Source organism: Pseudomonas sp. CH235 (assembly GCF_004368175.1).
GTDB classification, from domain to species: domain Bacteria; phylum Pseudomonadota; class Gammaproteobacteria; order Pseudomonadales; family Pseudomonadaceae; genus Aquipseudomonas; species Aquipseudomonas paraglycinae.
In genome coordinates, this window is record NZ_RRZJ01000001.1 from 218,866 (window position 1) to 232,599 (window position 13,734).

At 63.3% G+C, this 13,734-nt stretch carries 11 protein-coding genes and 1 tRNA gene; 9 read left to right on the forward strand and 3 right to left on the reverse strand.

The window, feature by feature from the left end:
- Positions 1–98 precede the first annotated feature (98 nt).
- Genes fdnG through fdhE form a run of 4 tightly spaced genes read left to right on the forward strand, consistent with a single transcriptional unit; the run spans position 99 to position 5,694 of the window.
- Entirely contained in the window at positions 99–3,164 is a 3,066-nt protein-coding gene (gene fdnG / locus EIY71_RS00905) for a formate dehydrogenase-N subunit alpha (RefSeq protein ID WP_166673411.1), read from the forward strand.
- 14 nt (positions 3,165–3,178) lie between these two features.
- A complete protein-coding gene (gene fdxH / locus EIY71_RS00910) occupies positions 3,179–4,114 on the forward strand; it encodes a formate dehydrogenase subunit beta (protein WP_134019962.1) in 936 nt (311 codons plus the stop codon).
- Positions 4,111–4,764, forward strand: coding sequence for a formate dehydrogenase subunit gamma (locus EIY71_RS00915; protein ID WP_064381623.1), 654 nt, complete (start codon positions 4,111–4,113; stop codon positions 4,762–4,764). Before fdxH ends, EIY71_RS00915 begins: the two co-directional genes overlap by 4 nt.
- 3 nt (positions 4,765–4,767) lie before the next feature.
- The gene (gene fdhE, locus EIY71_RS00920) at positions 4,768–5,694 is read left to right on the forward strand and encodes a formate dehydrogenase accessory protein FdhE (RefSeq protein ID WP_134019965.1); all 927 of its coding nucleotides are present in this window, start codon (positions 4,768–4,770) and stop codon (positions 5,692–5,694) included.
- Between the two features lie 3 nt (positions 5,695–5,697).
- Here fdhE and EIY71_RS00925 read toward each other — a convergent pair whose 3' ends face one another.
- Both EIY71_RS00925 and EIY71_RS00930 read right to left on the reverse strand, forming a co-directional pair.
- Positions 5,698–7,029: an ATP-binding protein gene (locus EIY71_RS00925; protein ID WP_134019968.1), complete on the reverse strand. Its 1,332-nt coding sequence runs from the start codon at positions 7,027–7,029 to the stop codon at positions 5,698–5,700.
- Positions 7,026–7,751, reverse strand: coding sequence for a response regulator (locus EIY71_RS00930; protein ID WP_102686172.1), 726 nt, complete (start codon positions 7,749–7,751; stop codon positions 7,026–7,028). The genes EIY71_RS00925 and EIY71_RS00930 overlap by 4 nt, the downstream gene beginning before the upstream one ends.
- Before the next feature lie 149 nt (positions 7,752–7,900).
- Between EIY71_RS00930 and EIY71_RS00935 the strand changes: the two genes are divergently transcribed.
- The 5 genes from EIY71_RS00935 (at position 7,901) to EIY71_RS00955 (ending at position 12,377) form a co-directional block, all read left to right on the forward strand.
- Positions 7,901–8,212 (forward strand): hypothetical protein, encoded by a 312-nt coding sequence (locus tag EIY71_RS00935; RefSeq protein ID WP_129973772.1) that lies wholly within the window; start codon positions 7,901–7,903, stop codon positions 8,210–8,212.
- A gap of 17 nt (positions 8,213–8,229) precedes the next feature.
- Positions 8,230–8,910: a DUF3313 domain-containing protein gene (locus EIY71_RS00940; RefSeq protein WP_134019971.1), complete on the forward strand. Its 681-nt coding sequence runs from the start codon at positions 8,230–8,232 to the stop codon at positions 8,908–8,910.
- Between the two features lie 51 nt (positions 8,911–8,961).
- A complete protein-coding gene (selA, locus tag EIY71_RS00945) occupies positions 8,962–10,368 on the forward strand; it encodes an L-seryl-tRNA(Sec) selenium transferase (protein WP_134019974.1) in 1,407 nt (468 codons plus the stop codon).
- Entirely contained in the window at positions 10,365–12,275 is a 1,911-nt protein-coding gene (gene selB, locus EIY71_RS00950) for a selenocysteine-specific translation elongation factor (RefSeq protein ID WP_134020311.1), read from the forward strand. Before selA ends, selB begins: the two co-directional genes overlap by 4 nt.
- A gap of 6 nt (positions 12,276–12,281) precedes the next feature.
- Positions 12,282–12,377, forward strand: a tRNA-Sec gene (locus EIY71_RS00955).
- Positions 12,378–12,384: 7 nt separating this feature from the next.
- Here the strand turns inward: EIY71_RS00955 and EIY71_RS00960 are convergent.
- Positions 12,385–13,668, reverse strand: a complete 1,284-nt coding sequence (locus EIY71_RS00960) for an OprD family porin (protein ID WP_256661065.1) — start codon at positions 13,666–13,668, stop codon at positions 12,385–12,387.
- Between the last annotated feature and the right edge of the window lie 66 nt (positions 13,669–13,734).

Below are 13,734 nucleotides of genomic sequence, written 5' to 3' on the forward strand. Positions count from 1 at the left end.
TGTCTACAGTGAAAAAGTCGGCACTCGTCTGCCGCAACCGTGATTGTCCAGAACAAACCCGGCACCAGTACCGGGTTCCACCTGATCAGGAGTGCACGATGGATCTCAGCCGTCGTCAGTTCTTCAAGGTCGCCGGTATCGGCCTTGCAGGCTCTAGCCTGGGCGCGTTGGGCATGGCCCCGACGCAGGCCTTCGCCGAGCAGGTGCGCCACTTCAAGCTTGCCCACACCCATGAAACCCGCAACACCTGCCCGTATTGCTCGGTCGGTTGCGGCTTGATCATGTACAGCCAGGGCGATGCCGCGAAGAACGTTGCGCAAAACATCATCCATATCGAGGGCGACGCCGACCACCCGGTCAACCGCGGCACCCTCTGCCCGAAAGGCGCCGGCCTGCTGGACTTCATTCACAGCCCCGGCCGCTTGCAGTACCCGCAGGTGCGCAAACCCGGCAGCAGCGAATGGACCCGGATCACCTGGGACGAAGCCCTCGACCGCGTCGCCGACCTGATGAAGGCCGACCGCGACGCCAATTTCGTCGAACAGAACGCCCAGGGCCAGACGGTCAATCGCTGGCTGACCACCGGTTTCCTCGCAGCGTCGGCAGCGTCCAACGAAGCGGGCTACATCACCCACAAGGTGGTTCGCAGTCTCGGCATGCTGGGGTTCGATAACCAGGCGCGTGTCTGACACGGCCCGACGGTGGCAAGTCTTGCCCCGACGTACGGCCGTGGAGCCATGACCAACACCTGGACCGATATCGCCAACGCGAATCTGATCCTGGTGATGGGTGGCAACGCAGCAGAAGCCCATCCTTGCGGCTTCAAATGGGTGACCGAAGCCAAGGCGCACAACGCCGCGCGGCTGATTGTGGTCGATCCGAGGTTTACCCGGACCGCGTCCGTAGCCGATTACTACGCGCCAATCCGCACCGGCAGCGACATCGCGTTCATGGGCGGGCTGATCAATTACCTGTTGACCGAGGACAAGATCCAGCACGAATACGTGCGCAACTACACCGACGTGTCGTTTATCGTCAAAGCCGGTTTCGGCTTCGAGGACGGACTGTTCACCGGTTACGACGCGGCCAAACGCAGTTACACCGACAAATCCACCTGGGGTTACGAACTGGGCGAGGACGGCTTCGTCAAAGTCGACCCGAGCCTGCAGGACCCGCGCTGCGTCTATCAACTGATGAAGCAGCATTACAGCCGCTACAACATCGACCTGGCGAGCCAGATCTGCGGCATGCCGGTCGATGCGATGAAAAAGATCTGGGAGGAAATCGCTACTTGCTCGGCACCGGGCAAGACCATGACCATTCTCTACGCGCTGGGCTGGACCCAGCACTCGATCGGCTCGCAGATAATACGCAGCGCAGCGATGGTGCAACTGTTGCTGGGCAACGTCGGCATGCCGGGCGGCGGGGTCAACGCCTTGCGCGGGCACTCGAACATTCAGGGCCTGACAGACCTTGGCCTGCTGTCCAACGCGCTGCCGGGTTACCTGACCCTGCCGACCGACGCCGAGCAGGATTACGCGGCCTACATCCATAAACGCACCCAGGTTCCGTTGCGGCCGGGGCAATTGTCCTACTGGCAGAACTACAGCAAGTTCCACGTCAGCCTGATGAAAGCCTGGTACGGCGCCAATGCCACTGCCGAAAACCAGTGGGCCTACAGCTACTTGCCGAAGCTCGACATCCCCAACTACGACATCCTCAAGGTGTTCGACCTGATGGGGCAGGGCAAGGTCAACGGCTACATGTGCCAGGGCTTCAACCCGATCGCCGCGTTGCCGGACAAGAACCGGGTGATGGCGGCACTGGCCAAACTGAAATGGCTGGTGGTAATGGACCCGCTGGCCACCGAAACCTCGCAGTTCTGGGAAAACGTCGGGCCGTACAACGATGTGAAGAGCGCCGACATCCAGACCGAAGTCATTCGCCTGCCGACCACCTGTTTTGCCGAAGAGGACGGTTCGCTGGTCAACAGCAGCCGCTGGCTGCAATGGCACTGGAAAGGCGCCGATGGCCCCGGCGAGGCGCGCACCGACGTGCACATCATGAGTGCGTTGTTCCTGCGCCTGCGTGAGCGTTATCAGGCCGAGGGCGGCAAATTCGCCGATCCGCTGTTGAAGCTGTCGTGGCCGTACAAGATTGCCGAAGAGCCCTCACCGGAAGAGATCGCCAAAGAGATCAACGGCTACGCCACCACCGATTTCACCGACGCCACCGGCGCGGCGATCAAGGGCAATGCGCAACTGGCCGGGTTCGCCCAGCTCAAGGATGACGGCAGCACCGCGTCCGGCTGCTGGATCTTCTGCGGCAGCTGGACCGAAGCCGGCAACCAGATGGCCCGTCGCGACAACAACGACCCTTACGGCATGCACCAGCATCAGGGCTGGGCGTGGGCCTGGCCGGCCAACCGGCGGATTCTGTACAACCGCGCTTCGGCGGACGTCGCCGGCAAGCCGTGGGATCCGAAAAAACGCCTGGTCTGGTGGAACGGCAAGGCCTGGGGCGGCACCGATGTGCCGGACTACAAGGCCGACGTGCCGCCGGAAGCCGGGATGAACCCGTTCATCATGAACCCCGAAGGTGTGGCGCGGTTCTTCGCCGTCGACAAGATGAACGAAGGGCCATTCCCCGAGCACTACGAGCCGTTCGAAACGCCGATCGGCATCAACCCGCTGCACCCGGACAACAAGAAAGCCACCAGCAACCCGGCGGCGCGGATCTTCGATTCGGTGTGGGACAGCCTAGGCGTAGCCAAGGATTACCCGTATGCAGCGACCAGCTACCGGCTGACCGAGCATTTCCACTTCTGGAGCAAGCACTGCAAGTTGAACGCGATTGCCCAACCCGAGCAGTTCGTGGAAATCGGCGAAGTGCTGGCCAAGGAGAAGGGCATCGCTGCCGGCGACCGGGTGCGGGTCAGCTGCAAGCGTGGGTTTATTGAAGCGGTGGCGGTGGTGACCAAAAGGATCCGCCCGCTGCAGGTCAACAATCAGGTGGTGCACCAGATCGGCATTCCGCTGCACTGGGGCTTCACCGGCCTGACGCGCCACGGTTACCTGACCAACACCCTGGTGCCGTTCCTCGGCGATGGCAATACACAGACCCCGGAATCCAAGTCATTCCTGGTCAACGTGGAGAAGCTCTGATGGAGAATCTTTAGATGGCCAGCCAAGACATCATTGCCCGCTCGGCCACCACCACGCCGGCGCCTTCGATACGCGGTCAGGAACAGGTGGCCAAGCTGATCGACACCACCAAATGCATCGGCTGCAAGGCCTGCCAGGTCGCGTGCTCGGAATGGAACGAGCTGCGCGACGAGGTCGGCCACAACCACGGCACCTACGACAATCCGCAGGATCTGAGCGCCGATTCATGGACGCTGATGCGCTTCACCGAGCACGAAACCGACGCCGGCAACCTCGAATGGCTGATCCGCAAGGACGGCTGCATGCACTGTGCCGAACCCGGTTGCCTGGCGGCGTGCCCCAGCCCCGGCGCGATCATCAAGCACGCCAACGGCATCGTCGATTTCGATCAGGACCACTGCATCGGCTGTGGTTATTGCATCACCGGGTGCCCGTTCAACATCCCGCGCATTTCGCAGAAAGATCACAAGGCCTACAAATGCACGCTGTGTTCGGACCGGGTGGCGGTGGGGCTGGAACCGGCCTGCGTAAAAACCTGCCCGACCGGGGCCATCGTGTTCGGCACCAAGGACGACATGAAAACCCACGCCGCCGAACGCATCGTCGACCTGAAAAACCGTGGTTTCGACAACGCCGGCCTGTATGACCCGGCAGGCGTTGGCGGTACCCACGTCATGTACGTGCTGCACCACGCCGACACCCCGAAAATCTACGCCGGCCTGCCGGACAACCCCGAGATCAGCCCGCTGGTGGGCTTGTGGAAAGGCATCAGCAAACCGCTGGGCCTGCTGGCCATGGGCGCGGCGGTGCTGGCCGGGTTCTTCCATTACGTGCGGATCGGCCCGAACCGGGTCGAGGAAGATGAACATCCCGAACCGCCCGACACCTCGGTGCACGTCGTCGACCCGGCGGTGCACACCTTCGACCCACGCGGGGAGGGCCGGCCATGAGCAACAAGACGATCCTGCGCTACACCGCCAACCAGCGCACCAATCACTGGCTGGTGGCGATTCTGTTCTTCATGGCCGGGCTGTCGGGGCTGGCGCTGTTTCATCCGTCGATGTTCTGGCTGACCCACCTGTTTGGCGGCGGGCCGTGGACGCGGATCCTGCACCCGTTCATGGGCGTGCTGATGTTCGTGTTCTTCCTTGGCCTGGTGTTTCGTTTCTGGCGCTCGAACTTCTTCATCGACAACGACTGGAAGTGGCTGCGACGCATCGACCGGGTGCTGGTCAACGACGAGGAAACCGTGCCGGCGGTGGGCAAGTACAACGCCGGGCAAAAGCTGCTGTTCTGGACTTTACTGCTGTGCATGCTCGGATTGCTGTTCACGGGGCTGGTGATCTGGCGCGCGTATTTCAGTCATTACTTCGGCATCACCACGATCCGCTGGGCGATGTTGCTGCACGCTCTGGCGGGGTTTGTGCTGATCCTGAGCATCATCGTTCACATCTATGCCGGAATCTGGATCAAGGGCTCGGTGGACGCGATGATGCACGGCTGGGTCAGCCGCGCCTGGGCCAGGAAACACCATGCACTCTGGTATCGCGAGGTGGAAAGCCAAGATCCGCCAGAGCGACCGGTCACAAAAAAGGGCTGACAGTTGCCAACGATCCTTGAACCCGGAGAAATCGAAGCGGCGGCCAGTTCACCGCCGTTTCTGCACCTGCCGCCGCACAACCTGTTCATGCTGCGGGCCCAGCGTCTGGAACGCTTGGCCGAAGAGCATCCGCTGGCCGATTACCTGCGCTTGATCGCCGGTTTGTGCCATGTCCAGCAGCAGATCCTCGATGATCCGCCCTCGACCGCGCCGCTTGATGAACAGCGGCTGGAAGTCTGTCGGCAACACGGCATGCCACCGTTCGCCGCCGACACTTTGATTCGCGAGGACACCTGGCAGCTGTATCTCGAAGCCTTGCTCCAGCGCTATGTCGCCCCCGAGCAACCGGCAGTGGTCGAAGCCGTGACCACGCTGCGCATCGCCAGCCCCGGTCAGCTACGGGCGTGGGCCGTGGCGCTGGTCAGCGGCCAGTATTCGCTGGCGCCGGCGGCGCTGGTGCCGTTTCTCGGGGCGGCGCTGCAAGCGGCGTGGAGTCACTGGCTGCTCAGTGCAGCGAATCTGCAACTGACGCCTGGCGACAGCCTCAGCCAGTGCCCGGCCTGCGGTTCGCCGGCCATGGCGGGGGTGATCCGCCATCGCGGCAAGCACAACGGCCTGCGTTATCTGGTGTGTTCGCTGTGCGCCTGCGAATGGCATGTGGTGCGGGTCAAGTGCGTGTATTGCGAGCAGAGCAAAGGGCTTGAATACCTCAGCCTCGAGGATGACCGCCACGCCGCCAATCAGGCGCCGTTGCGCGCCGAAGTCTGTCCGGGCTGCAACAGCTACCTGAAGTTGCTGTATCTGGAGAACGACGGGGAGGGCGAGGCGCTGTCGGCGGATCTGGGCAGTCTGTTGCTCGACATGCGCCTGGCTCAGGACGGTTATCAGCGGCTGGCGCCAAATCTGCTGCTAGCGCCGGGTGACGAATAGGCCTCAGCGATGCGGCAGTTCAACCCGTGCGCGTAACCCTCCGCTGCGGCGGTTACGCAAACTGAGTTCGCCACCTTGTTCACGAATGATCCCCCGTGCCGCCGAGAGACCCAGCCCGACGCCGCCGGTGTCGCGGTTGCGCGAGGTCTCGAGACGGAAGAACGGATCGAACACCCGCTCCAGCGCGTCCTCGGGAATCCCCGGCCCCTCGTCAATGACCTCGATGCGAATCGATGCGTCATCGCAACTCAGCGCCACACTCGGGCGCTGTCCGTATTTCACGGCGTTATCCAGCAGATTGACGATGACCCGTTTGATGCCCAGCGGCCGGCCGTCATACACCACATGCGCCGGAACGGTGAAACCGATGTCGATGTGCTGATCGCGGTAGTCATCGATGATGGTTTGCAGCAACTCCGACAGATCGAACGCGGTGGATTGCTCCAGATGGGTGTCTTCCCGGAAGAACGCAAGGGCGGCGTTGATCATCGATTGCATTTCCTCGATGTCACGGATCAGTTTGCCCTGATGATCGAGGTCTTCCATGAATTCGCTGCGCAGGCGCATTCGGGTCAGTGGGGCGCGCAAATCGTGGGAGATGGCGGCGAGCATGTGCGTGCGTTCGCCGATGAAATGCTGGATCTGCGCCTGCATCGTATTGAAGGCGACGATGGCCTGACGGATTTCATGGGGGCCTTCGAGGTGGATCGGCGGCGCTTTCAGGTCCCCGCCGAAACGCCGCGCGGCATGGGCAAAGCGCTGCAACGGCTGGGCCAGTTGGCGTGTGGCGAGCCAGGCGACCAGCAGGGTGGCGACCAGCCCCAGGGCAACGATCACGGCAATCCGCACGTTCAGACTCAAGCCCCAACTGCGCTCCGGCGGCGTGAAAGACAGCCAGCTGTCATCGGCCAGCCGCACCAGCGCCATGTAATGCGCGCGAGGGCTGCCGGCGGGCCAGTCATCGGGGTTGAACACATCGATCTGTCGGTTATCGCCAAGCAATTGCCGCAGCGCCGGCACTTTTCCGGCCTCAACCTGTTCGCCGTCCCCCGGCAGACCGAAGTCGACCCGACGGGGTTTCCACAGCACTTCAAGCATCGGGCTGCTGGCGGCACTGGCCAGTTGCGGGCGCAAGGTCGCCGGCGCAGCTTCGATCACTCGGGTGGTGGCGGCAATCTGCTCCAGCAGCCCGGTGCGCTCGATCGGTGGCCGGGCCCAGATCCCCGCGACCTGAACGAACAGCGCATTGAGCAGCAGCGAAGCGAGCATGGCCGCGACGATTGTCAGGGCAATCCGCCGGCTGAGGGTGTCGCGCCGCAGCATCCGGCCGATCATGAGCGGCTGACCTTGGCGGTGAACATGTAGCCGCCGTTGCGCACGGTGCGGATCAGGTCCGGGCGCTTGCTGTCCGGTTCGATCTTGCGCCGCAGCCGGCTGATCTGCACGTCGATGCTGCGGTCATAGGCGTCGTGGCCCTGGCCGTGGGTCAGGTCGATCAGTTGTTCGCGGGTCAGGATGCGTTGCGGATGTTCGAGCAACACCAGCAACAGGTCGAATTCGCCGGCGGACATCGGAATCATCACGCCTTCGGGCGAGCGCAATTCGCGGCAGGTGATGTCCAGATGCCAACCGGCGAAGGCCATGACCGGGCGTGAAGGCTCGGCGCCGGACGGCGTGTTCTCACCGACCCGGCGTTGCAGCGCGCGCACCCGGGCCAGCAACTCCTGCGGGGCGAAGGGCTTGGTCAGGTAGTCGTCGGCGCCCAATTCCAGGCCGACGATCCGGTCGCTCAGCTCGGCCATGGCCGTGAGCATGATGATCGGGATGCCCATCTGCGCCCGGACTTTCTGGCACAGGCTCAGGCCACCCTCACCGGGGAGCATCAGGTCGAGGATGATCGTGTCCGGCCGTGCCTGCGCAATGGCCGCCCACATGGCCTCGCCATGGGCGGCGACATCGACCTGATAGCCGTGCTGAACGAAGAACTTCTTCAGCAAGGACAGAATTTCCCCGTCGTCATCGACGATCAGCAATCTGCTCACGTTTGCGCAATCCATGAACCCAAAAGAAGCGCATCTAAAACCATTTCGATGCGCCGGTCATATATTTCAATCCTGCAACATTCCTTCAGCGCGGACATCAGCCGGACATCGTCGGGCAAACATCCGCAGGCACTCTGCAGGCCTTCCAACCAAGGGGGCTCAACATGAAGGACATGAACAGCGGCTACATCACCCGGGACCATGGCGCCGTGCGCCCGTTGATCCTGACCCAGCGCACCACCGCACCGGGTCCCGACACGCCGATCCTGTTCCAAGAGACGTGCCTGGGGCTGACGAACGATCAGAGCCAGTTGATCCTGCGCCGCTATTTCGAACGGTTCAGCCCGACCGAGGCCCATTGGGTCGAATACCTGCACACGATTCCTACCGCCGAATTCATCCAATGGATCATGACCCACGGCCAGTTGCGCATCGAGTGCTCCGACAACACCCCGCACAGCCACGTCCACGCTTGAACAAGGAAACACCATCGATGAATAGCCATCGCTCACTGGCCGTGCTGTTTGCCGCCACCCTCAGCCTGTCGGCGTGCAGCAGCAAAAAGCTTCCGGCCGAGCCGCAGGCCGGGTTTCTGCGGGATTACAGCGTGCTCAAGGAAGGGCAGACCGCTTCGGGGCACAAGATTCTGAGCTGGGTCAGCCCGACACTGATGAGGGGGCGTTACACCCAGGTTTACCTGGCGCCGAGCCAGTTCTATCCCCGGCCCCAGCCGTCGCAGCGCATTCCCCAAAGTACCTTGTCGGGCGTGACCCACTACTACGACGCAGCCCTCAGGCTCGAGCTGGGCAAGGTGCTGCCGCTGGTTTCTAAACCCGGCCCTAACACACTGATCGTCAAACCGGCCATCACCCAGGTCGCCGCCAGTACCCAGGGTCTGCGCTTTTATGAATGGCTGCCGGTGACACTGGTCGCGGCCGGGGTGAGCAGCGCTACCGGCATTCGTGACCGGGACAGTGAGATCGCCACCGAAGTGTCCTTCGAGGACGGTTCGACCGGGGAGGTTGTGGCCGAGGTGGTGCGCAAGGGCAAGGGCGTGCCGCTGGAAAACGACAAACAGATCATGACGCCCGATAACGTGAAAGCCGTGCTCGATGGCTGGGCGACGGACTTGAGTCAAACCTATGTGCCGGTTCAGCGGGCCGCGCTGCGCTAGAAGCAGGGTGGTCTAACATCATCAGGCGTATTTCGATTTCGGGAGTGCCTGATGTCCGTAAGTGTTGCCCTGCGGTTACCGTCGATTGACAGCCTGTTGCGCCACCCCGCGTGCCAGCCATTGGCCGAGCGTTACGGGCGTGAGGCCCTGTTGACGGGGTTTCGCCAGTTGCTGGATGACTTGCGCGAAGCGGTGGTGGCGGGGCGACTGACCGCCGTTGAAATCAGCCCAGAAGCCCTCGCCGGAAGAGTTGCCGAACGTCTGGCATTGAAGCAGCGCAGCCAGGTGCGCCGGGTGTTCAACCTGACCGGCACCGTGCTGCACACCAACCTCGGCCGGGCTTTGTTGCCCGAAGAAGCCATCGACGCCGTGCAGCTCGCGGCGCGCTATCCCCTGAATCTGGAGTTCGATCTGGCCAGTGGCAAGCGCGGTGACCGCGACGATCTGATCGAAGGCCTGATCCGCGAGCTGACCGGCGCCGAAGCCGTAACCGTGGTCAACAACAATGCCGCCGCTGTGCTGCTGACGCTCAACAGCCTCGGCGCGCGCAAGGAAGGCATCATTTCCCGGGGCGAGCTGATCGAGATCGGCGGCGCGTTCCGCATCCCCGACATCATGAGCCGCGCCGGCGTGCGCCTGCACGAGGTCGGCACCACCAATCGCACCCATGCCCGCGACTACGAGGCGGCAATCGGCCCACGTAGCGGCCTGATCATGCGCGTGCACGCGAGCAACTACAGCATAGAAGGCTTCACCGCCCGGGTGCCGACCTCCGAACTGGCGGCGTTGGCCCATCGGCATGACCTGCCGCTGCTGGAAGATCTTGGCAGCGGCAGCCTGTTGGACCTGACCCGCTGGGGTTTGCCGGCGGAACCGACGGTGCGTCAGGCGCTGCTCGATGGCGCCGACATCGTCACCTTCAGCGGCGACAAACTGCTGGGCGGGCCGCAGGCCGGGGTCATTGTCGGGCGCAAGGACTTGATCGCGAAGATCAAGAAGAACCCGCTGAAACGCGCGTTGCGGGTCGACAAACTGACGCTGGCCGCACTCGAAGCGGTGCTCGGGCTCTATCGCGACCCGGATCGTCTGGCCGAGCGTTTGCCGAGCCTGCGCCTGTTGACCCGACCGCAAGCCGAGATTCTGGCCCAGGCCGAACGCCTGCGACCGACCTTGTCCGAACTGTTGGGCGAGGGCTGGATCGTCACGGCGGAGCCCGCGCTGGGCATGATCGGCAGCGGCAGCCAACCGGTGGCGCGCCTGCCAAGCGCAGCGCTGTGCCTGCGCCCGCAAGTATCGAAACGCCTGCGCGGCCGTTGCCTGCTGAATCTGGAAGCCGCGCTGCGCGCCTTGCCGATCCCGGTGCTCGGGCGGATCGATGACGACGCGTTGTGGCTGGATCTGCGGCAACTCGACGATGAACCGGCGTGGCAGGCGCAACTCGGGCAGTTGCAAACGTGATCGTCGGCACGGCAGGGCACATCGACCACGGCAAGACGTCACTGCTGCAAGCGCTGACCGGGCAAACCGGCGACCGCCGCCCGCAGGAACGCGAGCGCGGGATGACCATCGACCTCGGTTATGTGTACGCAGAACTGGCGCCCGGCGCCGGGCTGACCGGTTTCATCGACGTGCCGGGCCACGAGAAATTCACCCACAACATGCTCGCAGGCGCGCAGGGCATCGATCTGGTATTGCTGGTGGTGGCGGCGGATGACGGCGTGATGCCGCAGACCCGCGAGCATCTGGCGATTGTCGAGCTGCTGGGCATTCCACGGGCGCTGGTGGCGATCACCAAGTGTGATCGGGTCGAGGCGGGCAGGGTGGAAGAGGTTCGCCGACAGGTTGAAAGCCTGCTGGCACCCGGGCCCTATGCCGAAGCACCGTTGCTGACGGTTTCCAGCGTGACGGGCGAGGGCGTCGATGCGCTGCGCCAGACATTGCTGCAGATAGAAGGCGAGGAGCGCAGTCGCGAAGGCGGTTTTCGCCTGGCCATCGACCGGGCGTTCAGTGTCGCCGGCGCCGGGATCGTGGTGACGGGGACGGCGCTTTCGGGCTCGGTCGTCGTGGGTGACAAACTCAGCCTCGGCCCGGCGGGCAAAACCGTGCGGGTCAGGGGCCTGCACGCGCAGAATCACGCCGCCGAACAAGCCTTCGCCGGCCAGCGCGTGGCCCTGAACATCAGCGCGGATCGTCTGGAACTCGGGCAGATCCATCGCGGCCAATGGTTGCTCGCCGAATGGCTGCACGCGCCGACCCAGCGGCTGGATATCGAATTCCGGTTGTTGCCGGGCGAGCGGGTTTTCGAGCATTTCCAGCCGGTGCACCTGCATCTGGGCACTCAGGACGTGATCGCGCGGGTCGCCTTGCTGGAGGGTTCAAGCCTGGCGCCCGGCGAGCGCATGTTTGCGCAACTGCTGACGAACGCTCCGGTGCATGGCGTCCACGGCGATCCGCTGATCCTGCGTGATGCCAGCGCCCAGCGAACGCTCGGCGGCGGGCGTGTGCTCGATCCCTTCGCCCCGGCCCGTCAGCGCCGCAGTCCGGAACGGCTGGCGCAACTGCGTGTGCTGGCGATCAGCTCCGAGCTGGAACAGGCGTTGCCGACGCTACTGGAATACAGCGCAAGCGGCCTCGATCCGCAGCGTCTGGAACGTCAGTTCAATCGTCCGCGTGACGGCTGGACGCTGCCGGACAACGTCCGCCTGATCGAAACCCGACAAGGCCCGGTGCTGTTCAATGCGCAGCGCTGGGGCATGCTCAAGTTCACCTTGCTGGAACAACTGGCGCGCTTTCATGAGCTGGAGCCCGATCAGATGGGCCCGGATCGTGACCGTCTGCGGCGTTTCAGCGGTTTGAGCCTCGAACGCGCGACCTTTATCAGCCTGCTGGAAGAACTGCTCGGCGCCGGCTCCCTGGTCGCCAGCGGCCCGTGGCTGCATTTGCCCGACCATCAGGTGCGCCTGAGCGCCGACGACGAAACCCTGTGGCAGGCGCTGCAGCCATTGTTCGAACAGGCCGGCTTCGATCCGCCGTGGGTTCGTGACGTGGCGAAAGTCGTCGGTCAGGAAGATGCGATCGTGCGTTTGCTGCTGCGCAAACTGGCGCGCCTTGGCGTGATGCATCAAGTGGTGCGCGACCTGTTTGTCACCGACATCACGCTGCGGCAAATGGCGGCGGTGCTGCTGCGCCTGGCCGAAGAAAATCCGCAGATCGAAGTCACGGCCTTCCGCGATGCGCTAGGCTTGGGACGCAAGCGCAGTATTCAGATCCTCGAATACTTCGATCGGCTGGGCCTGACCCGGCGCGTCGGCGAAGGCCGGCAAATCCGCTCCGACAGTGCGCTGGCCAACCCCGGCGCGGACTGAGTTCATGGAAGGCAATCGCGCCCGGTGGCGCGGCCGGGCTTCAAACCCGGTTGGGGACGGCATCCGTTCCCGGGCAGGTTCGACTCCGGCTGCCTTCCGCCAATTTCCCTCAAAAGCCCAACGGGTACTGGATCACCACGTAGATCCGGTCGATGTCATCGCCCGCTTGGGCGCTGTTGGCCCGGTGCGAAACGTGGGACAGCTGCACCGACAGATCCTTGGCCGCGCCGGACTGGACGATGTAGCGCAGATCGATGTCGCGTTCCCAGTGTTTGCCGCCGTCCCCTTGCTGCGGCTGATATTGCCCGCTGTCCGCGTCGAACGGGTTGTAGGCGCCGCCCTTGGGTGCGTGGGTGCCGTCGATGTGGCTGCCGGAAACATAGCGGGTCATGAAGTTCAGCCCGGGAATGCCGAAGGCGCCGAGATCCAGGTCGTAACGTGCTTGCCAGGAACGTTCGTTGGCGCCGTTGAAGTCGGCGTATTTGATCGAGTTGGCCAGGTAGATCGAGTCGCCGCCGACGAAATCGAACGGCGTGTCACCATTGATGCGTTGCCAGCCGAGCATGACCGCGTGGGCGCCGAAGGTGTATTTGCCCGAGAGGCTGAACGCGGTGTTGTCGATTTCTCCCGCCAGTGCCTGTCCGGTGTCGCGGGTGTGGTAGACGTTGGCGTCGAGCAGCACACCGGACCGTTTGAAATGCAGGTTGGCGTAGTACTGGCGCCAGGTGTCGCTCAGGTCGGACGCATACAGCGCGCCGCCCACCGGGCTGTCGCTGAACAGGTCGGTGCCGACAAAACTGATGCTTTCGCCCCGGGTGCTGGCGCCATAGCCCTGAAAATCGCCTCTGCCGGAAGAGCTGTCCTGATTCTTGAACGCCGTGAAACGCCCGGCGACAAGACGCGCGTTATCGATCTCGCGGCTGTCGAGCAGAAACCCCGTGGCGTATTCCGGTTGCAGGCGTTTGTCCGAAGTGTCGAATACCGGCGTTTCCACGGTCATTTCACCGAAGGCGAGGGTGGTTTTCGAGGCCTTGAGCTTCAGCGCACCACCCGCGCTGGAGTATTCGCTTTCGCTACGGCCATCACTGTCCACCGGCAACAGTCCCGTGCCGGAATGCCCTTTGCCGCCATCGAGTTTCAAACCATAAAAGGCATGAGCATCGAGGCCAACGCCGATGGTTCCATCCGTGAAACCGGATGCGAAAGTGCCGATAAACCCTTGAGCCCATTCCTGTTTGTAGTTTTTCCCGGACGGAGAGGGCGAGCGATAGTCGTTGCTCAGGTAGAAGTTGCGGCTGAGCACTTCGGTTTTGGCGTCGTCGAGAAATCCGCTGGCAAATGCCGAGTCGGTCATTGCGCAATACAACAGTGCCAGGGCGAAACGCGGTTGCATGAAACCTTTCATGTGTCAGTGACCGGCCGTGATGGAAGTCGCCGGATACTGAAGCAAACAGTCGCG

What these genes read in the sequence shown, in the direction of transcription:
- fdxH (WP_134019962.1), top strand. Translation starts at nt 3,179, where the DNA reads ATGGCCAGCCAAGACATCATTGCCCGCTCGGCCACCACCACGCCGGCG.
- EIY71_RS00915 (WP_064381623.1), top strand. Translation starts at nt 4,111, where the DNA reads ATGAGCAACAAGACGATCCTGCGCTACACCGCCAACCAGCGCACCAAT.
- EIY71_RS00925 (WP_134019968.1), bottom strand. Translation starts at nt 7,029, where the DNA reads ATGATCGGCCGGATGCTGCGGCGCGACACCCTCAGCCGGCGGATTGCC.
- EIY71_RS00930 (WP_102686172.1), bottom strand. Translation starts at nt 7,751, where the DNA reads ATGGATTGCGCAAACGTGAGCAGATTGCTGATCGTCGATGACGACGGG.
- EIY71_RS00935 (WP_129973772.1), top strand. Translation starts at nt 7,901, where the DNA reads ATGAAGGACATGAACAGCGGCTACATCACCCGGGACCATGGCGCCGTG.
- EIY71_RS00940 (WP_134019971.1), top strand. Translation starts at nt 8,230, where the DNA reads ATGAATAGCCATCGCTCACTGGCCGTGCTGTTTGCCGCCACCCTCAGC.
- selA (WP_134019974.1), top strand. Translation starts at nt 8,962, where the DNA reads ATGTCCGTAAGTGTTGCCCTGCGGTTACCGTCGATTGACAGCCTGTTG.
- EIY71_RS00960 (WP_256661065.1), bottom strand. Translation starts at nt 13,668, where the DNA reads ATGCAACCGCGTTTCGCCCTGGCACTGTTGTATTGCGCAATGACCGAC.